Below are 18415 nucleotides of genomic sequence, written 5' to 3'. Positions count from 1 at the left end.
TCGTCATGCCGTTCGCAGGTCGCTTGCTACACTCGCCCGCCCCGCCCCACCGGACTCGGCGATGCCCTCTTCACGACCGCTTGCCTGTGCCCTGCTCATCACCCTGATCGCCGGCGCCGCCGCAGCCGATGCGCAGGCGGCGAAGAAGAAAACCAAGTCCAAGGCATCGACCGCTCCCGCTGCTGCGAGCGCATGCAGCGACTTCTACACCTACGCGAACAGCACTTGGCTGAAATCCAACCTGCTGCTGCCTGGAGTTTCCTCGCTGTCGGCGATGGAACAGCTCAGCGACCGCGCCCGCGAACAGCAGATCGACCTGCTCAACGCGGCCATGACCGCGCCTCGCGGCGATGTGCAGAAGCTGCTCGGCGACTTCTGGGCAAGCGGCCTGGACGAAGCCGCCGTCGAGCGCGATGGCGCCAATCCGATCGCGCCACTGCTGGGACGGATCAATGCGATCAGGAAGCCCGCCGACGTCGCCGCGTCGATCGCGGCGCTGCACCAGGTCGGCATTCCGGTCGCCTTCAACTTCGGCGCCGACGTCGACCTCAACGACCTGAATCGCCACATCGGCTACTTCAGCCAGGGCGGGCTTGGCCTGCCGGATCCTGCCTACTACACCCGGGCCGACGCCGACACCCGCAAGCTGCTCGCGCTCTACAACGGCTACGTGCAGAAGATCCTCGCGCTGACCGGCACGCCGGCGGACAAGGTCGCCGCGGAAGCGCAGCAGGTCATCGACCTGGAATCGCGCATCGCCCAGGCAAGCCGGCCGCTGGTCGACCTGCGCAATCCACGCGCAAACTATGCGCCCGTGCCCGTCGCCGGACTAGGCAAGGCGTATCGCAAGCTGCAGCTGGCCGAATTCCTCAAGGCGCAGGGCGTGAACGACGACGCGGTGTCGATCGCCAACCCGCAACTGTTCACCCAGCTCGACAAGCTCGTCGGCACGCTCAAGCCGGCGCAATGGAAGACCTACCTGCGCTGGCGCGTCGGCGACGCGATGGCGCCGTACATGGCCAAGCCGTGGCGCGAGGCGAACTTCGATTTCCGCGGGCGCGTGCTGGCAGGCCAAGCGGTGCCACCGTCGCGACAGCAGCTGGTGCTGGATGCGATCAACCTCGCCGCCGGCCCGATGCTCGGACACGAGTACGTCGCCCGCAACCTGACCGCCGATACGCGTTCGCGTGCGGAGGAAATCGCCGGCAATGTCCTGAAGGCGCTCGACGCCGCGATCGCCACCGACCCGCGGCTGGGCGAACCGGCCAAGGCCGAAGCGAAGGCCAAGCTCGCCGGACTGAAGATCGAGATCGGCGCGCCCCGGCGCGACCTGGATTACACCGTGCAGCCGATGGGCCGCGGCAGCTTCGGCAGCAACATGCTCATCGCGTCGACCTGGCATCACCGCGAGGAGATGAAGCGCATCGGCCGCGGCAATGCCGACCGGCGCTGGGACGTGCTGCCGCAGCAACCGGCCCTGGCCTACGACATTGCCGGCAATCGCCTGATCGTCACCGCGGCGGTGCTGCAACCGCCCGTGTTCGCCATCGGCGACGGCGTCGCGGCGCAGTACGGTTCGTTCGGCGCCCTCGCCGGCCGTGAACTGAGCCACGCCGTCGACAACAAGGGGCGTCTGGTGGATGCGAAGGAGGAACTCCGCGACTGGTGGACGCCAGTCGAGACGGCGGCGTGGGATGCGCTCCGTAACCGCGTCGCGGCGCAGTATTCCAGCTACCCGGTTCCCGTCGCCGGAACCAGGGTCAGCGGCGCCCGGGTCCGCGACGTGGCCATCGCCGACCAGGCCGGCGTGGAGCTCGCGTGGAATGCATTCAACGCCGCGCAGCCTGCCGCGCCCAAGGATGCACGCCAGGCGTTCTTCAGCGGTTGGGCACGACTGTGGGCGCAGCAACTGAGCCCGGAGGCCGCAGCCCAACATGCGGCGAGCGGCGTCTACGCGCCCGGGCAATGGCGGGTCAATGGACCGCTGTACAACCTGGGCGGCTTCGGCGATGCCTTCGGCTGCAAGGCGGGGACCGCGATGCAGGCGAAGGCCGAGCAGCGCGTTGAGCTGTGGCCGGGCTCGGTGCCTGCTGGACCGGCCAGCAAGTAGGCGTTCGCCGATCAGCCGATGCGCCGGCGTGTCCTGCCGACGCGTTCTACTTACGGACCCTGAGGCTTGGACCGCCGGGGAATCCGTAGATCACGGGTATGCGAGCCACCTGCGCCCTGCTTCCCTTGAATGATCCGAATGTGTAGACCTGCGCGCACTTGCGTAGGCGCATCGCGGCTTCGGCGGTTGGCGAAAAATTCTCCAGCACGACGCGGCTGACGGAGCCGCTGGGCTGGACTTCGACCAGGTACGTGGCATACGCGGAACTCACGCTGCCAAGGTCCATGTCGCAACCGCCTTTCACCGCCACCACCCGCAACTTCTCGCTTTCCCCGGATGTTGGCGTTCCAACCTTGATGGCTGCCGCCTCGTGGGCACGGAGCCGCTCGGCTACCGTCGCTTCGTGTCCGCGCAGATAGTCGTTGAGATCATCCTTGATCAGCGTCTGTTCCAGCCGGGGCTTGGCAGCACGCCACGCCAGTAGCGCACGCGCCAGCAGATCGCCGTTGTAGCCCGAACGGGTAAAGCTGCCACTCGCGCGATCGAACTTCTCGCTGTGGTGCACGACGAAATACAGGTAGACCTGGGTCCACTGCATCGCCTCGCGCGTCCGCCCTTCGGCGAGGGCCATTTCCACCAGGTCCGCATACGCGAACAAGTAGCCGTTCTCGGCGGATGCGCGGATCAGCTGCTGCGCCTTTTCGGAATCCCTGGCCAACAGGTTCCCCGGCAGCCTGTCTCCGTGCCGATAGAGCTGCCCGGCCGAGTACCCGCCCACTGCGCAACGGGGCGCGACATCGATCAGGTACTGGACGGCCCTTTGCCTTTGCGGCATGGCCGCATTGGTGTCATAGGCGTCCAGGATCGATGCGTCCGTCAAATCGGCATCGCACGCCGGCTCGGATTCACCGGCGTGGGCAATCCCGGAAGGCAGCAGCAATACCGACATCAGCAGCACGTGCTTCAAGGCACTCGCTAGCCTCACTTGACCACCCGGAACCTGGCCGTGCGACGTCGTGGACCGCGTCCGAACGGCGGCTTGCCGCTCCAGTAGCGCAGCAACAGCCATCCGAACAACATGCCGCCCAGGTGTGCGAAATGGGCGACACCGGGCTGCCAGCCATTCAAGCCGAACAGCAGTTCCGCCACCGCGTAGAGGATGACAAGCGTCCGCGCCTTCATCGGGATCGGCGGAAACAGCAGCATCACGCGCTGGTTGGGGAACATCATCCCGTAGGCCAGCAGCAGGCCGAAGATGCCACCGGAAGCGCCCAGCGTTGGATAGGCCTCGCCACCTTGCGACAGCGTCCACCAGCCCACCAGCAACTGGCACACCGCCGCACCCGCGACGCACACCAGGTAGTAGTTGAGGAAGCGCTTGGCGCCCCAGACATACTCGACCTGCGAGCCGAACATCGCCAGGGTGAGCATGTTGAATGCGATATGCGGGAAGCTGCCGTGCAGGAACGCATAGGTGAGCAACTGCCACGGCATGAATCCCTGCGAGAAGGGATCGCCGTCGATACCGACCGGCCACAATGCCAGCACGGAAAACTGCTCATCGCCCAGTACTTGCTGCAACAGGAACATCAGGCCGTTCGCGATCAACAGGCCCTTGGTAACGGGGGGAAGTCGGGAGAACATCGGGGCACCTCGGGGGATGCGCCATGGTAACGGGATCGCGACGCTCGCCGCGTCACCGCGTCCGCCCGGAGCGGCAACCGCCTCAGCGGCGCGCCGCGGGCTTCCTGGCGGCGCCGGCCTTTGCCGGTGGACGCCTGGATGGCGGCAGCGGCGCGCCCCACAGGGCCGCATCCAGCGCCTCCTCGGGCGTCGCGGCCGCACGCAGGCCGCGCACGCGGCCATTCTCGACGGTCACGCCTTCGGCGCGCAGCCTCGCACTCTGTTCACGCCAACCTTCAGAGCCTTCCGGAAACGCAATGCGACCGTCCGCGCGCAGCACCCGGTGCCAGGGCAGCTTGCGATCCTCGTTCCCGCTCAGCAACTTCGCGACCAGGCGCGCGCGTCCGGGCAGTCCGGCGCGGCGCGCCACTTCGCCGTATCCGGCCACCTGCCCCTTCGGGATCGCGCGGATCGCCGCGAGGATGCGTTTGGTTGCGTCCACTTCCATCGCGGTAGCATAGCCGCCGCTGTCCCCCGCGATACCTGCCGGTGCCGCTGCAGCCAGTCCCAGCAAGGAGCTTTCCCGTGCGCAACTTCGATTCCATCCGCCGACACGTCAAGACCGCCGGTTACAACGCGACCCTGCACGAGGGGGACGTGATCTGCATCGAACTGTCGCTGGAAAAGGGAACCCGGCACCAGTCGATCTTCCTTTCGGAACTCGACGACGACGACGGCCGGCCGTACCTGCGCGTCAGCACCGCCGTTTCCCCGACCACCGGCATGGATGCCAAGCGTGCGCTGGCATTCAACTGGCAAAGCGTCGTCGGTTACCTGGCGATCGGCGATCTCGATGGCGTGCCGTACCTGCAGCTCATCGAGAACCGCCCGTACGAGGGCCTCGATGCCGCCGAGGTCGACCGCCTGGTGCTCGAGATCGGCGGTCTGGGCGACCGCATGGAGCGCATGATGTCCGCAGGTGGCGACCTGCTCTGACACACGGCGCGTCGCCAAAGAAAAAGGCCCGCGATGCGGGCCTTTTTTCGTTACGGGCGGCGACCGGTCACGACCAGCCCATCGCCTCGACCAGCTTGAACAGGCCGTAGGCGACACCACCCGCGGCGGGAATGGTGAGGATCCAGGCCCAGACGATGCGCTCGACCACGGTCAGCTTGAGCTTGCGCGGATTCTTGCCGAAGCCCACGCCCATGATCGCGGTGGAAATGCTGTGCGTGGTCGACACCGGCATTCCGAAGTGCGCAGCCGTGACCAGGATCGTGGCCGATGCGGATTCGGCCGCGAAGCCGTCGATGGGATGCAGCTTGACCATCTTGTGGCCGAGGGTCTTGATGATCCGCCAGCCGCCGGCGGCGGTGCCGGCCGCCATCACCAGGGCGCAGGTCACGACGATCCAGCTGTCGATGTCCTTTTCCCCGCCGCCCGGGTGCAGGAAGCCGAGCCACGACGGCAGGTTGTCCAGCGCGCCGGCGCTCTGCGCGCCGAAGATCGCCAGCGCGATGATGCCCATGGTCTTCTGCGCATCGTTGGTGCCGTGGGCGAAGCCCATGTAGCCGGCCGACACCAGCTGCGCCTTGCCGAAGAACGCGTTGACCCAGCGCGGCCGCGCGGCGCGCGCCAGCGCCCCGCCGGCGCGCTTCATGCCGGCGATGATCGCGTACAGCAGCCCCAGGATGAGCAGGCCGAGCAGGAAGCCCGCGACCGGCGAGCTCACCATCGGCACGAGCACCTTCCACAGGATGCCCTTGTTGGAGGTCCAGCCTTCATCGCCGACCTTCGACCAGATCAGGGCGGCCCAGTCGTTGTGCGCCGCAGCCATGGCGGCGCCGCACAGGCCGCCGATCAGGGCGTGCGACGACGACGACGGCAGGCCGCGCCACCAGGTGATCAGGTTCCAGACGATCGCGCCCGAGAGCGCGCAGATGATCACCTGCGAGGTGACCTCGACCACGTCGGTATTGATCAGGCCCGACGAGATCGTCTTGGCGACCGCGGTGCCCCAGAACGCGCCGATGAGGTTCATCGCCGCCGCGAGGATCACCGCCTGCCCGGGCGAGAGGACCTTGGTGGCGACCACGGTGGCGATGGAGTTGGCGGTGTCGTGGAAACCGTTGATGAACTCGAACGCCAGCGCCAATACGATGACGACGAGCAGAAGGGTCAGCATGACCGGCGCCTCAGCTGTTCTTCAGCACGATTTCGTAGGCGACCACGCCGGCTTCGCGGCAGCGGTCGATGGCCTTTTCCAGGATTTCGAAGAACTCCTTGAGCAGGAACATCTGCAGGTGGTCGAGCTTGCCCGAATAGATGTCGCGGTACAGCTCGAGCATCAGGCGGTCCGCCTCCATCTCGATCGAGCGCAACTGATCGTTGAGCGCCTTCATGCGTTCGAGCTTCATCTCGCGCAGCTCGTGGACCATCTTCACCACGACGGCTGCCGCCTGCTCGAGCATGGCCGCGCGCGGGGCGAAGTCGATGCCTTCCAGGTGGGTGAGCGCCAGCGAATAGCGGTCGGCGAACTTCTCGACCTGCTTGGGAATCTTGTACAGGGCGGTGCCGAGCGCCTCGATGTCTTCGCGCTCGATCGGGGTGATGAAGCTGTTGACCAGCTCCTGGCTGATCTTGTCCGAGGCCTCGCGCTCGCGCTGGCGGGCCAGCTTGAAGGCGTCCAGCGAGGGCGAGCGCTGGGTGTCCTTGAGCATTCCGTGCAGCGCCTTGGTGCTGTCGTGCGCCGCGTTCGCCGCCGCTTCCAGCAGCGTATAGAACTGCATGCCTTGGCCGAAAATGGTTTGCAGGGAGAACATGCGGAAGCCTCGTCGGTTAGGCGGAGTCAGGAGGGGGCCGGATCGGCGGGCGCGATTATGACGGCTCCATGACGCTTTCGGCCATTCCCCGACCAGTGGCGATCGCCTTGTACGCCGCCATCGCGGCCCCCACTGCAGCATGGCCCCAGCCGGGGCGGTCCCGCCCGGCTGTTAACATTCCCCCGCCTTCCCTGCCGCCTCCACGATGGACGACGACCCAAAACCGCGGTTCCCGGTACCTGCCCCCTGCCCGCTGGCCCCCGCCGCGCTCGTGAGCGCTGACCTCCCTTCCATGGACCGGCCCGGATGCTGCGTTTCCTGATCGTCGCCGCCCTGATCCTGTTCAACGCCTTCTTCGCGATGTCGGAGATGGCGGTGATGACCTCCCGCAAGAGCCGTCTCAAGCAGATGGCGCTGGGCAGCCGCCGTGCGGCCAAGGCGCTGGAACTGTCGGAGCATCCGGAGAGCTTCCTGTCCGCGGTGCAGTTGTGGATCTCCCTGTTGAGCCTGTTGATCGGCTACTTCGGCGGCGAGTCCATGGGCGACGAGATCGCCGCGCCGCTGCGCAACGTGCCACTGCTGGCCCCCTACGCCGGCCAGATCGGGTTCGCCGGTGGCTTCCTGCTGATGCTCTTCGCATTCGGCCTCATCGGCGAACTGGTGCCCAAGCGCATCGGCACGCTGCGCCCGGAGCAGATCGCCGCGGCCGTCGCCTATCCGATGGATTTCTTCGCCAAGGTGGCCAAGCCGTTCGTCATGGCATTGACGTGGTGCACGCGCACCGTGATGCGCCTGATCGGTTTGGGCGGCGGCAGCGACGAACGCGTAACGGAAGAGGAAATCCGCCTGCTGGTCAGCGAAAGCCACGAGCAGGGCGTGATCGACGCCGACGAGCGCAAGATGATGAACCGCGTGCTAAGCCTGGGCGACCGCACCGCGGAAAGCCTGATGACGCCGCGCGTGCGCATCGTCTGGCTGGATGCGGCCGCCAGCCTCGAGGAGAACCTGGCGACCATGCGCGAGCACGCGTATTCGCGCTATCCGGTGTATCGCGGCAGCGACAGCGACGTCCTCGGCGTGCTCGAGGTTAAGACGCTCCTGGACACGCTCGGGCGCGCCGATCCCGACCTGTTCGGCGAACTGCGCGAAGCGCTCTTCGTCTCCGAGTCGACGCACGCGCTGAAACTGCTTGAGATCTTCCGCGAGGAGCAGCAGTCCTTCGCGCTCGTGGTCGACGAATACGGCGATGTCAGCGGCCTGGTCACCGTCAACGACCTGATGGGCGCGGTCATGGGCCGCATCTACGACAGCCAGTCCGACGAGGATGCCCAGCACGAACCGCCGGTGGTGCAGCGCGAGGACGGCTCGTGGTACCTCGACGGGGCGTTGCCGCTGGAAGACCTGCGCGAGCTGCTCGGCGGCCGCGGACTGCCCGGCGAGGAGGAACACGACTTCCATACCGCCGCGGGCATGGTGATCGCGCATTTCGGTCGCATCCCGCACGTGGGCGAGCACTTCCAATGGGATGGCTGGCGCATCGAGGTCGTCGACCTGGACGGCCCACGCATCGACAAGCTGCTGCTGCAACGCGAAGCCGGGGACGAGGAACGCCACGACGATGACGCCACCGATTGAGCGCGGCCGCCCGGCCGAAGCCCCGGAAGCCAGCACCCGCGTGCTGCTCGATCGGTTCGCTGAAGGCGACCCCGCCGAGATCATCCGCCTGGACGACGTTCTCGGCGGTCTCGAGGAACGCGCCTTCGGCATGCTGCTATTCCTGTCGATTCCGACGGCCTTCATTCCCGGGATCGCCGGCGTGATCAGCGGTCCGCTCGTGGTCCTGGTGGGGGTGCAACTGTTGTTCGGTCGCAACGAACCTTGGCTGCCGGCCTTCCTCGGGCGTCGCGGTCCCCATCGGGATGCCATGGCGACGTTCCGCAACCGGTTGGGGCCCTGGCTGGCGCGCCTCGAGCGCGTGGTGAAGCCGCGCACGCACGTGCTGCTCGACCATCCGGTCGCCAGCGCTTTCACCGGCCTCAACCTGGTGCTGCTGGGCCTGCTGCTGTCGCTGCCGATTCCTTTCACCAACGTGCTTTTCGCATTGTTGCTGCTGCTGTTCGCGCTCGCGCTGCTGGAACGCGACGGCCGGCTGCTGGCGACAGCCTGGGTGGCCAGCGTGGCTGCGATCGCGGTGTTCGGGGTGTTGTCGGGCAGCCTGGCATCGGCCGCCACGCGCTGGGTCGACCTGCTGATCTGACCCCGCGCAGCGGATCCCAGCTACAGCAGCTTCTGGAATTCCGCCATCGTCAGCGGGTGGCCGAGCAGGTAACCCTGCGCCAGGTCGCAATCGCGTTCGCGCAGCAGCTCGTACTGTCCCTCGCGCTCCACGCCCTCGGCGATCACGATGATGCCCAGCGAGTGCGCCATCGCGATGATCGCGGTGGTCAGCGCGAGGTCGTCGGGATCGCGGAGGATGTCGGCGATGAAGCTGCGGTCGATCTTCACGCCGTCGATGGGCACGCGCCGCAGGTGGCTGAGCCCGGAAAAGCCGGTGCCGAAATCGTCCAGCCACACCTGCACGCCGGTCTCGCGCAGCTGCGAGAGCATCGCGCTCGCCAGCGATTCATCGCCGAGCACCGCGGTCTCGGTGAGTTCGAGGTGGAGCTGGCCGGGGCTGAGCCCCGTGTCGCGCAGCACGTTGGCCACGATCTGCGGCAGGTCGCCGCTGCGCAGCTGGCGCGGCGACACGTTGACGGAGACGAAGAGCGGCTCGCGATCACCGCGCCTCGCGCCCCAGCTCACGGCGTCCTGGCAGGCCGCGCGCAGGACCTGCGGGCCCAGGATCTCGATGAGGCCGCTCTGTTCGGCGACATCGATGAAGACGGATGGCGCGATCGTGCCGTGCTCGGGATGCTGCCAGCGCAGCAGCGCCTCGGCCCCAAGCAGGGCGTTGTCGGAAACGCGGTACAGCGGCTGGTACACCAGGCTCAGCTCGCCGCGATCCCAGGCGCCGCGCAGCTCGTGCTCCAGGTGCACGCGGCGCTCCACGGCCTGGTCCATCGCGCGGCTGTAGAAGCGGTAGCAGTTCTTGCCCGCGACCTTCGCCTGGTACATCGCGATGTCGCCGTTCTTCATCAGCGCGTTGGCGCCGGCGGCGTCCTGCGGGAACAGCGTGATGCCGATCGACGTGCCCAGGAATACCTGGCGGCCGTGCACGGTGATGGGCTGGCCAAGCTCGTTCACCAGCGCCTCGGCGAGGCGGCTGGCCACTTCGCGCGCGTCCTGGCCGTTCTGCGCATCGGGCTCCACCAGGATCACGAACTCGTCGCCGCCGAAGCGCGCCAGCGCCGCACCGGCGCCGCCGATGCGCTTGACCGTCTCGCGGATGCGCTGCGCGAACTGCAGCAGCACCTCGTCGCCGGCATCGTGGCCGAGGGTGTCGTTGACGCGCTTGAAGTCGTCGATGTCGGCGAACAGCAAGGCCAGCTGGCGCCCCGCGCCCTGCATCTGCAGCAGGCGCTCGTCCAGCGTCTCGCGGAAGGCAAGGCGGTTGGCGAGGCTGGTCAGCGCGTCGGTGTAGGCCATGCGCCGGATCTCGCGATCGTGGCGCGCGACCGAGGTGTTCATGCGGTTGAACGCGCGCAGCAGGTCGCCCACTTCGTCGTTGCGGTTGCTGACCGGCGTGCGCGCCGCCTCGAAGTGCCCCATCTCGATGGCGTGCGCGGCATCGGCCAGCTGCCGGATCGGCTGCACCAGGAAGCGCTGGATCAGCCACAGCATCAGCACGCCCAGGCCGATCAGGCCGGCACTGAGCACCACCACCCACAACAGCTGGCGCCGGCCAAGCTCGTTCAGGCGCGCGCGCAGGTCCGACACCGCCGCGTCCTGGTCGTTGCGCAGTCCGCGCAGGTCGAAGCCGACACGCACGCCACCGATGCGTTCGTTGCCGATCCGCACCGGCGCGGCCACGTCCATGACGTCTTCGCTGAACTGGGTCAGCAGCTGCGGCGCGGCGATGGTCTGCGCCGCCATCGCGTCGTCCATGCGCTTGCCGTAGCTGGGGATCTCCTCGCTGCCGTCGTGAAGGATGTTGCCTTCGACGTCGTAAACCAGCACGTAGCGGATGCCGGGCTGGTTGAGCGTGACCCGGCTGAGGACGCCGATGGCGTCCAGGTCGAAGTAGTACAGCGGGTTGGCCAGCGATTCCGACAGCTGGGTCACCACGCCCTCGCCCTGGCGGCGCAGGCTGGCGCTGACGATGCGCTCCATGCCGTCGCGGGTGACACCTTCGACTTCGGACTGCATGCGTGCCTGCCGGCTCCACAGCAGGGTCATCAGCGCCAGCACCACGAGCAGCGCCAGCGCCATCAGGGCGAGGAAGCGGGCCTGCAGCCCGTAGCGAAGGTTCATCCGCAGCTCGCCCCGTCGATCACGCGTCGTCCGCCTTATTCCACTTCGCTGCGTACGCGGGCGACACCGTCGGCGAGGTCGTCCAGCGCGTGCTGGGACGCCGCATCCACGGGAAGGAAGCGCGTGGTCTGGAAGAAGCCCTGCAGCGCCTCGCGTGCCTGCGGATCCTTGGCGGCATCGCAGAGCACCTTGCGCAGGCGGGCCTCGACCTTGGGATCCAGATCGCTCCGGACCAGTTCCAGGGCGCGCGGTACGTTGCCGGTTTCGCCGATGACACGCAGGTCCTGGCGGAAGGCGGCTGGCACCCGGCGCGGGTTGTCCCAGTCGAGGTTGCTCATCACGCCCACGTCGACCAGGCGCTTGTGCACCCAGGTGGCGATATTGAGTTCGGAACGCGCGAACACGTAGCCGACGACGCTGGAATCCAGCTTGTCGGTCGGCGACAGCAGCAGCTCCAGCGAGTTGCCGCGGTGCAGCAGCTCGGTGGCGGGCAGGAAATAGGCGCTGGTCGAGGTCGGACGCTGGAAGGCCACGCTATGGCCGCGCAGGTCGTTTAGCGAACGCACTTCGCTGTCGGTCCTGGCGAAGAAGATCGCGTGGTACTGGCTGGTCCCGTCGCGCTCGGTCAGCAACAGCGGCTTGGCACCCGCACGCTGCTTCAGCAGGACGCCGGTGCCCGCTGTTTCGGTCACCCAGTCGACCCGGCCGCGGCGCAGGTAGCTCGCCATCTGCGTGGCGTCCTTGGCCATCAGGATCCGGCCCTCGCGGATGCCGACGTCCTTCATCCGCGGCACGACGTAATCGAGCAAGGACTTGAGCTGCTCGTAATGCGCCTTGGGATCGTCGCTGATCCGCCCGATCACCAGCACGCCCGGATCACCGGCCAGGGCCGGCAGCGGGAGCAACAGGGCGAAAGCGAGCGCCAGGGCGGCGATACGTCGCAGTGGGGCGGACAGTCTGGCGCTCAAGCAGTGGAAACCGGAAAGCAACTCGACGCCGCAGACTAAAGCAAAACGCCCGGGCGTGGGGAGCCTTGCGCCGCTGTGCGCACAGCGGCTAGCCCCCGCCTTCCCCGGCCAGCCGGGCCATCCGCTGCGCGTCCGCGAGCACGCCCCGCAGGATCCGCACCTCGCGGGCATCCGGCTGGGCGCGCAGGAACAGCCGCCGCAGCTTGCGCATGGCCGACTCCGGCGCGCGGCCCTTGTGGAAATCGATCGCGTCCAGGGTCTCGGCAAGCTGGGCGAAGAAGCCTTCCATCTCCGCGTGCGATGCCGGCGGCTCGCGCCGCTCGTCCTCGCCGGCCGGGGACGGCGCCGCCGCCAGCGCGGCCAGGCGCACCTCGTAGCTCAGCACCTGGACCGCCATGGCGAGGTTGAGCGAGCTGTACTCGGGATTGGCCGGGATGTGCACCGCGGCATGGCACAGCTCGTACTCGTCGTTGGTCAGGCCGGTTCGTTCGCGGCCGAACACGATCGCCACCTCGGCGCCCGCCGCGGCTTCGGCCACGGCCCGGACACCGCCGGCGCGGGGCTCGAGTTCTTCCAGCGCGATGCGGCGGCTGCGCGCCGTGCAGCCCAGGACGACGCGGCAGTCGGCTACCGCTTCGGCGAGGGTGGCGAAGGTCGTGGCTGCCGCCAGCACGTCGTCGGCGCCCGCAGCGAGGGCGTAGGAGTCCGCGTCCGGGCTGCGCTCGGGCGCCACCAGGACCAAGCGCGACAGGCCCATCGTCTTCATGGCGCGGGCGGCCGAGCCGATGTTGCCCGGGTGCTGGGTGCCGACCAGGACGATGCGGATACGGTCGGCGGCGTAGGTTTGGGGGGCGGCGCTCGTCGCGGGCCCCTGGATCGAATCGGTACTCATGCGCGGCAATGGTAAACTCCGCGCCCCGGCCCAGGCGCCGGCCCGCTCTTTCGCACCGCCAGCCCGTCCCCAGCCCGAACAGAGGCCCGTAACGCCATGCAGAAGCCCGCCGTCACCCTCATGGTCAAGGCCGCCCGCGCCGCCGGCAACGTCCTGCTGCGCAACATGCACAAGCTGGACGCGCTGAACGTGGTGGAAAAGGACCGGCTGGACTACGCCAGCGAAGTCGACGGACAGGCCGAGACCGCGATCATCAAGGAACTGCGCCGGGCCACGCCCGACTACGCGATCCTCGGCGAGGAAGGCGGCGCGCAGGGGTCCGGGCGTTTCACCTGGGTCATCGATCCGCTCGACGGCACCAGCAACTACCTGCACGGTTTCCCCCACTTCTGCGTCTCGATCGCCCTGGTCGAGAACGGCGAGCCGGTCCATGGCGTGATCTTCGACCCGCTGCGCAATGACCTGTTCACCGCCAGCAAGGGCAGCGGCGCCACCCTCAACGACAAGAAGATCCGCGTCGCCGAGCGCAAGGACCTCAATGGGGCGTTCCTGATCACCGGGTTCCCGCCGCGCGAGCGCAAGAACGTCGGCGCCCAGCTCAAGTGCGTGGAGTCCCTGCTGCAGGACGCCGAGGACATCCGCCGCACCGGTTCGGCCGCGCTCGACCTCGCGTACGTCGCCTGCGGTCGTGCCGACGCCTACTTCGAGTCGGGCGTGAAGCCGTGGGACATCGCCGCCGGCGTGCTGATGGTGCGCGAGGCGGGCGGCAAGGTCGTGGACTACCGCGGGCGCTCCACCGGCCCGATGGACACCCGCGGCCTGATGGGCCGGCCGCTGGTGGCCGGCAACCTCAAGATCTGCGACGCGCTGCAGACCAGGATCGTGGCGACCGGCTACGCCAACGCCCTCGACTGATCTCCACCGCTTCGTCAAGAAAAGAAAAGGCCGCGCGATGCGCGGCCTTTTTTGTTACTCCGAGGCGGCGACGCTTACGGACGACGCGCCAGCGCCGCCTCGTCACGCGCCTTCGGCATCAGGTCGACCTTGCTCACGCCCAGCCACATCAGCAGCGGGCAGGCGACGAAGATCGAGGACAGGGTGCCGATGATGATGCCGAGCATCTGCGATTCGGCCATGCCGCGCAGCGAGTTGCCGCCGTAGATGTACAGCGCCAGCACGGTCAGGAAGGCCACGAACGAGGTGATCACGGTACGCGACAGCGTCTGGTTGATCGAGGCGTTCAGCACTTCCGAGGGACTGGCACGCATCGAGCGGAAATTCTCGCGCACTCGGTCGAACACCACGATGGTGTCGTTGACCGAGTAGCCCATCACCGATAGCGCACCAGCCAGCACGGTCAGGTCGAACTCGTGCCCGGTCAGCGCGAACCAGCCGACCACGATCAACACGTCGTGCAGGGTGGTGATGATCGCCGCCACCGCGAACTTCCATTCGAACCGGAACGAGATGTAGATCAGGAAGCCGACGACCACGAAGACCAGGGCGAGGATGCCCTTGTCGCGCAGTTCCTTGCCCACCTGCGCGCTGATCTCGGCGCTGCTGCGCACCTCCGCCGGGTTCTCGGCGGTGGACGCGGCCTGCTTGACCTCCTGCGCGATGCTGGTGGTGGCGCCGCTGCCGCCTTCGCGCTTCTGCAAGCGGATCAGCAGGTCGGTGCCGGTGCCGAAGCTCTGCACCTGCGCGTTTTCGTAGCCGGCACCAGCCAGGCGCGAACGTACGGCCTCGACCTCAACCGGCTTGGCGAAGCGCAACTCGACGCCGACGCCGCCGGTGAAATCGAGGGCGAAGTTGAAGCCATTGACGGCCATCGCCCCGATCGCGGCGAACATCAGCAGGGCGGCGATGACCAGCGACGCCATGCGCACGCGCATGAAGTCGATCTTGCTGTCGTACGGGAACACGTTGAAAGGTTTCATGGAAGCGGCTCCCTCAGATCCAGATCGACTTCAGCTTGCGGCGGCCACCGTAGATCAGCGTGGCGATGGCGCGCGAGACGGATACGGCGGTGTAGGCCGAAGTGGCGATGCCGAGCATCGTGGTGACGCCGAAGCCGCGCAGCGGACCGGTGCCGAACGCCGCCATCGCCAGGCCGACCAGGAACGCGGTGACGTTGGCGTCGAGGATGGTGCCGGAGGCCAGGTCGTAACCGGTCGCGATCGCCGTCTGCGGCGGCAGCCCCAGGCGCAATTCCTCGCGTATGCGTTCGTTGATCAGCACGTTGGCGTCCACCGACATGCCCACGGTCAGGGCGATGCCCGCCAGGCCCGGCAGCGACATGGTCGCGCCGAAGAACGACATGAGTGCGAACACCATCACCAGGTTGAGCAGCAGCGCGATGCAGGTGATCACGCCGAACATGCGGTAGTAGACGAGGAAGAAGATCAGCGCGAAAGCGAACGAATACGTCACCGCCTTCAGGCCGTTCTCGACGTTCTGCTTGCCCAGGCTGGGACCGACGATGCGTTCTTCCACGAAGTCCATCGGCGCGGCCAGCGAGCCCGACTTCAGCAGCTTCGACAGGTCCGCGGCTTCCTGGCTGCTCAGGCCGGTGGTCTGGAACTCGTTGCTGAAGACGCCCTGGATGGTGGCGACCGACACCACTTCCTCGCTGACGCGGGTGCTGCGGACTTCCTGGCCGTTGACGACCTTCACTTCCGGCAGGCGCTCGATGTACACCACGGCCATCGGCTTGCCGACGTTCTCGCTGGTGAAGTCGAACATGCGCTGGCCGCCGGCGCTGTTGAGGCGCACCGAAACGGTCGGGGTGCCGCTGCGCTGGTCGAAGCCGGTGGTGGCGCCGACCAGCTGGTCGCCCGAGGCGATCACGCGCTTGTTGAGCAGGATCGGGATCTGCTTGCCGTCCGGGCCGCGTTCGCGACGGTAGTACACGCGCGCTTCCGGCGGCACGTTGCCGCTCTCGACGGCCTCGATGGGATTGCCATCGACCACCGCGCGGTATTCGAGCGTGGCGGTCGCGCCGATCATGCGCTTGGCCTGCGCGGTGTCCTGCACGCCGGGCAGCTCGACCACGATGCGGTCGCTACCCTGGCGCTGGATGACCGGCTCGGCGACGCCCAGCGCGTTGACGCGGTTGCGCAGCGTGGAAACGTTCTGCTCGATGGCGTCGGCGGCGTAGCGCTGCAGCTCCGCGGGCTGTACCTGCAGCACGATCTGGTTGCCCTGCGGCTGCTGCAGCAGGGTCGGCTGGTTCTTGGTGATCACGCCGGCGGCCGCGGTCGCCGCGGCGGCATCGCGCAGCGTGGCGACGATGCTGTTGTCCGGGCGGCGATCCACCGACACGTACGGCACGCGGTTGTCGCGCAGCATCACGCGCAGGTCTTCGGTGGTGGCTTCCAGGCGCTTTTCCAGGGCGGCCTTCTGGTCCACCTGCATCAGGAAGTGCACGCCGCCCTGCAGGTCGAGACCCAGCGACATCGGCCGCGCACCGACCTTTTCCAGCCAGTCCGGCACGGTCGAGGCGATGTTGAGCGCGACGATGTAGTCGCTGCCCAGCTCCGGACGCAGCGCGTCAGCCGCCTTGACCTGCAGGTCGGGGCTGGCCAGGCGGACCAGCAGGTTGTTCTTCTTGTCGATCTCGACCTGCTTCACCGCGACGCCGGCCTTCTGCAGGCTGCCGGCGACGCGCGTGCGCAGCGCCTCGTCGACGGGGGCGCCGTGGTTGGCGGTGACCTGCACCGATGGGTCCTGCGGGAACATGTTCGGCACCGCGTACACGGCGCTAAGCAGCAGGACGAACAGGAAAGCGACGTATTTCCAGCGTGCGTAAGTCAGCATCGAAGGGATCCCGTGGCAGCTCCCCGGCCGCCAACTTGTAAAGCGTGGTGGCGGCGGATTAGGCCGACTTCAAGGTGCCCTTGGGCAGGACATTGGCGATGGCGCCCTTCTGGATACGCAGGCGCACGTTGTCCGCCACTTCGACCGTGATGAAGTTCTCGCCGATCTCGGTGACCACGCCGGCGATGCCGCCGTTGGTCAGGACCTCGTCGCCCTTCGACAGCTTCTCGAGCATGCCGCGGTGTTCCTTCTGCCGCTTCATCTGCGGACGGATCATCAGGAAGTACATGATCGCGATCAGCGCGATGGGCATCAGCAGGCCAAAGCCACCCATGCCCTGCGGCTGGGCCGCGGTCTGGGCGTAGGCGGGGGCGATCAGGAGGTCGAGCAGGTTCATCTTGGATGCGTCCGAAGGCGAAATAACGGCGGATTATGCCACGTCGCCGCACCGGGCCCGGACAGCCCCCTGAGCCAGGGGGCGATTCGCACCACAGGTGCGAATGGGGGTGTGGCAGCGCGCGGCGGGGCTTGAAGTTTGCACAGCACTTGGGGGTTTCCCGGGCGCAGCCCGGAAACGCCCTAGGGCACCGGCTGGGAACGGGCGGCGTAGAAAGACTCCCGGAACGCCAGGAAGGTTCCCCCGGCGATCGCGGCGCGCATCTGCGCCATCAGGCGCTGGTAATGGCGCAGGTTGTGCAAAGTCCCCAGCACCGGACCCAGCATCTCGTTGCACCGGTCCAGGTGGCGCAGGTAGCTGCGGGTGAAGCCATTGCGGCAGGTGTAGCAGTCGCACCCTTCCTCGATCGGGCGGGTGTCGCGCTCGTACATGGCGTTGCGGATGCGCACGGCGCCGTTCGAAGTGAAGAAATGGCTGTTGCGCGCGTTGCGGGTCGGCATCACGCAATCGAACATGTCGACGCCGCGCGCCACCGCTTCCACCAGGTCCTCCGGCCGGCCCACGCCCATCAGGTAGCGCGGCTGGTCGTCCGGCAACTGTGGCGCCGTATGGTCGAGCATGCGGTTGCGCTCGGCCTCGGTCTCGCCCACCGCCAGGCCGCCGATCGCGTAGCCGTCGAAGCCGATGTCCTTGAGTGCCGTCGCCGAACGCGTGCGCAGGTCGTGGTGCACGCCGCCCTGGACGATGCCGAACAGCGCCGCGTCGTTGCCCTCGTGCGCGCGCTTGCTGCGCTCGGCCCAGCGCAGCGACAGCTCCATCGAGCGCTGCACCACGTCGGCGCCGACCGCCACGCCGTTGACGTGCACCGGCGGGCACTCGTCGAAGATCATCACGATGTCGGAGCCGAGCACCTTCTGGATGTGCATGCTCTCTTCCGGCCCGAGGAACACCTGCGAGCCATCGGTCGGCGCCGCGAACTTCACGCCCTGCTCGGTGATCTTGCGGCGATGCGCCAGCGAAAACACCTGGAAGCCGCCGGAGTCGGTCAGGATCGGGCCGTCCCAGCGCGCGAATCCGTGCAGGCCGCCGTGGTCGGCGATCACGTCCAGGCCGGGACGCAGGAACAGATGGAAGGTATTGCCGAGGATGATCTCGGCGCCGAGTTCGCGCACCTGTTCCGGCAGCACGCCCTTCACCGAGCCGTAGGTGCCCACGGGCATGAAGGCCGGCGTTTCCACGGTGCCGCGCGGAAAGGTCAATCGGCCGCGGCGCGCGGCGCCGTCGGTCTTCAGCAGTTCGAAGGACATCCGGCTCATCGCAGCGCGATCCGGGCCGGATGTTGCAGGTTGGATTCAAGAGCTCGCATGCGGGTCTCCG

Annotated in this window: 16 protein-coding genes and 1 pseudogene; 5 read left to right on the top strand and 12 right to left on the bottom strand. The window is 67.6% G+C overall.

Annotated elements, in window-relative coordinates; translation table 11 throughout:
- Positions 1–61 precede the first annotated feature (61 nt).
- Positions 62–2110, top strand: a complete 2049-nt coding sequence (locus BP05_RS15160) for a M13-type metalloendopeptidase (RefSeq protein WP_496364943.1) — start codon at positions 62–64, stop codon at positions 2108–2110.
- Between the two features lie 46 nt (positions 2111–2156).
- Here the strand turns inward: BP05_RS15160 and BP05_RS15155 are convergent, their stop codons facing one another.
- The 3 genes and pseudogenes from BP05_RS15155 to BP05_RS15145 form a co-directional block, all read right to left on the bottom strand.
- Positions 2157–3077, bottom strand: a complete 921-nt coding sequence (locus tag BP05_RS15155; protein WP_496364941.1) for a hypothetical protein — start codon at positions 3075–3077, stop codon at positions 2157–2159.
- Positions 3078–3091: 14 nt separating this feature from the next.
- Entirely contained in the window at positions 3092–3754 is a 663-nt protein-coding gene (locus BP05_RS15150; RefSeq protein ID WP_496364939.1) for a rhomboid family intramembrane serine protease, read from the bottom strand.
- Between the two features lie 154 nt (positions 3755–3908).
- Positions 3909–4241: pseudogene (locus BP05_RS15145) on the bottom strand (MGMT family protein); the annotation flags it as partial.
- Between the two features lie 77 nt (positions 4242–4318).
- On the opposite strand from BP05_RS15145, the gene BP05_RS15140 reads away from it, so the two are divergent.
- Positions 4319–4729 (top strand): type III secretion system chaperone family protein, encoded by a 411-nt coding sequence (locus BP05_RS15140; protein WP_496364937.1) that lies wholly within the window; start codon positions 4319–4321, stop codon positions 4727–4729.
- 67 nt (positions 4730–4796) lie between these two features.
- Here BP05_RS15140 and BP05_RS15135 read toward each other — a convergent pair whose 3' ends face one another.
- Both BP05_RS15135 and BP05_RS15130 read right to left on the bottom strand, forming a co-directional pair.
- Positions 4797–5918 carry an inorganic phosphate transporter gene (locus BP05_RS15135; RefSeq protein WP_496364935.1) on the bottom strand — a complete coding sequence of 374 codons (1122 nt, stop codon included), beginning with the start codon at positions 5916–5918 and terminating at the stop codon, positions 4797–4799.
- A gap of 10 nt (positions 5919–5928) precedes the next feature.
- Entirely contained in the window at positions 5929–6555 is a 627-nt protein-coding gene (locus BP05_RS15130) for a DUF47 domain-containing protein (protein WP_496364933.1), read from the bottom strand.
- 306 nt (positions 6556–6861) lie between these two features.
- Here BP05_RS15130 and BP05_RS15125 point away from each other — a divergent pair, with 306 nt between their 5' ends.
- On the top strand, positions 6862–8190 hold the full coding sequence (locus BP05_RS15125) for a hemolysin family protein (protein ID WP_496364931.1): 1329 nt from the start codon (positions 6862–6864) through the stop codon (positions 8188–8190).
- Positions 8174–8812, top strand: a complete 639-nt coding sequence (locus BP05_RS15120; protein WP_496364929.1) for an exopolysaccharide biosynthesis protein — start codon at positions 8174–8176, stop codon at positions 8810–8812. The genes BP05_RS15125 and BP05_RS15120 overlap by 17 nt, the downstream gene beginning before the upstream one ends.
- A 20-nt stretch (positions 8813–8832) precedes the next feature.
- Here BP05_RS15120 and BP05_RS15115 read toward each other — a convergent pair whose 3' ends face one another.
- From BP05_RS15115 to BP05_RS15105, 3 genes are all read right to left on the bottom strand, one after another.
- Positions 8833–10965, bottom strand: coding sequence for a putative bifunctional diguanylate cyclase/phosphodiesterase (locus tag BP05_RS15115; protein WP_496364927.1), 2133 nt, complete (start codon positions 10963–10965; stop codon positions 8833–8835).
- A gap of 35 nt (positions 10966–11000) precedes the next feature.
- Complete coding sequence (locus BP05_RS15110) at positions 11001–11921, bottom strand: phosphate/phosphite/phosphonate ABC transporter substrate-binding protein (protein ID WP_496364993.1); 921 nt, start codon at positions 11919–11921, stop codon at positions 11001–11003.
- Positions 11922–12021: 100 nt separating this feature from the next.
- A complete protein-coding gene (locus BP05_RS15105; protein WP_496364925.1) occupies positions 12022–12825 on the bottom strand; it encodes an RNA methyltransferase in 804 nt (267 codons plus the stop codon).
- A gap of 96 nt (positions 12826–12921) precedes the next feature.
- On the opposite strand from BP05_RS15105, the gene BP05_RS15100 reads away from it, so the two are divergent.
- Positions 12922–13740 carry an inositol monophosphatase family protein gene (locus tag BP05_RS15100; RefSeq protein WP_496364923.1) on the top strand — a complete coding sequence of 273 codons (819 nt, stop codon included), beginning with the start codon at positions 12922–12924 and terminating at the stop codon, positions 13738–13740.
- 74 nt (positions 13741–13814) lie between these two features.
- On the opposite strand, the gene secF is transcribed toward BP05_RS15100, so the two are convergent.
- The 4 genes from secF to tgt form a co-directional block, all read right to left on the bottom strand.
- Positions 13815–14762, bottom strand: a complete 948-nt coding sequence (secF, locus tag BP05_RS15095; protein ID WP_496364921.1) for a protein translocase subunit SecF — start codon at positions 14760–14762, stop codon at positions 13815–13817.
- 13 nt (positions 14763–14775) lie between these two features.
- On the bottom strand, positions 14776–16641 hold the full coding sequence (secD, locus tag BP05_RS15090) for a protein translocase subunit SecD (protein ID WP_496364919.1): 1866 nt from the start codon (positions 16639–16641) through the stop codon (positions 14776–14778).
- Positions 16642–16699: 58 nt separating this feature from the next.
- On the bottom strand, positions 16700–17038 hold the full coding sequence (gene yajC, locus BP05_RS15085; protein ID WP_496364917.1) for a preprotein translocase subunit YajC: 339 nt from the start codon (positions 17036–17038) through the stop codon (positions 16700–16702).
- A gap of 182 nt (positions 17039–17220) precedes the next feature.
- Positions 17221–18354 (bottom strand): tRNA guanosine(34) transglycosylase Tgt, encoded by a 1134-nt coding sequence (tgt, locus tag BP05_RS15080; protein WP_496364915.1) that lies wholly within the window; start codon positions 18352–18354, stop codon positions 17221–17223.
- Between the last annotated feature and the right edge of the window lie 61 nt (positions 18355–18415).

Source organism: Lysobacter oryzae DSM 21044, from assembly GCF_059568595.1.
This window is presented reverse-complemented; position numbering and strand designations above follow the sequence as displayed.

Bases quoted from the DNA above. Each gene is read 5' to 3' on its own strand.
- yajC (WP_496364917.1), bottom strand. From the start codon at position 17,038: ATGAACCTGCTCGACCTCCTGATCGCCCCCGCCTACGCCCAGACCGCG.
- BP05_RS15160 (WP_496364943.1), top strand. From the start codon at position 62: ATGCCCTCTTCACGACCGCTTGCCTGTGCCCTGCTCATCACCCTGATC.
- BP05_RS15125 (WP_496364931.1), top strand. From the start codon at position 6,862: ATGCTGCGTTTCCTGATCGTCGCCGCCCTGATCCTGTTCAACGCCTTC.
- BP05_RS15120 (WP_496364929.1), top strand. From the start codon at position 8,174: ATGACGCCACCGATTGAGCGCGGCCGCCCGGCCGAAGCCCCGGAAGCC.
- BP05_RS15135 (WP_496364935.1), bottom strand. From the start codon at position 5,918: ATGCTGACCCTTCTGCTCGTCGTCATCGTATTGGCGCTGGCGTTCGAG.
- tgt (WP_496364915.1), bottom strand. From the start codon at position 18,354: ATGAGCCGGATGTCCTTCGAACTGCTGAAGACCGACGGCGCCGCGCGC.
- secF (WP_496364921.1), bottom strand. From the start codon at position 14,762: ATGAAACCTTTCAACGTGTTCCCGTACGACAGCAAGATCGACTTCATG.
- BP05_RS15150 (WP_496364939.1), bottom strand. From the start codon at position 3,754: ATGTTCTCCCGACTTCCCCCCGTTACCAAGGGCCTGTTGATCGCGAAC.
- BP05_RS15105 (WP_496364925.1), bottom strand. From the start codon at position 12,825: ATGAGTACCGATTCGATCCAGGGGCCCGCGACGAGCGCCGCCCCCCAA.
- BP05_RS15100 (WP_496364923.1), top strand. From the start codon at position 12,922: ATGCAGAAGCCCGCCGTCACCCTCATGGTCAAGGCCGCCCGCGCCGCC.
- BP05_RS15115 (WP_496364927.1), bottom strand. From the start codon at position 10,965: ATGAACCTTCGCTACGGGCTGCAGGCCCGCTTCCTCGCCCTGATGGCG.
- secD (WP_496364919.1), bottom strand. From the start codon at position 16,641: ATGCTGACTTACGCACGCTGGAAATACGTCGCTTTCCTGTTCGTCCTG.
- BP05_RS15130 (WP_496364933.1), bottom strand. From the start codon at position 6,555: ATGTTCTCCCTGCAAACCATTTTCGGCCAAGGCATGCAGTTCTATACG.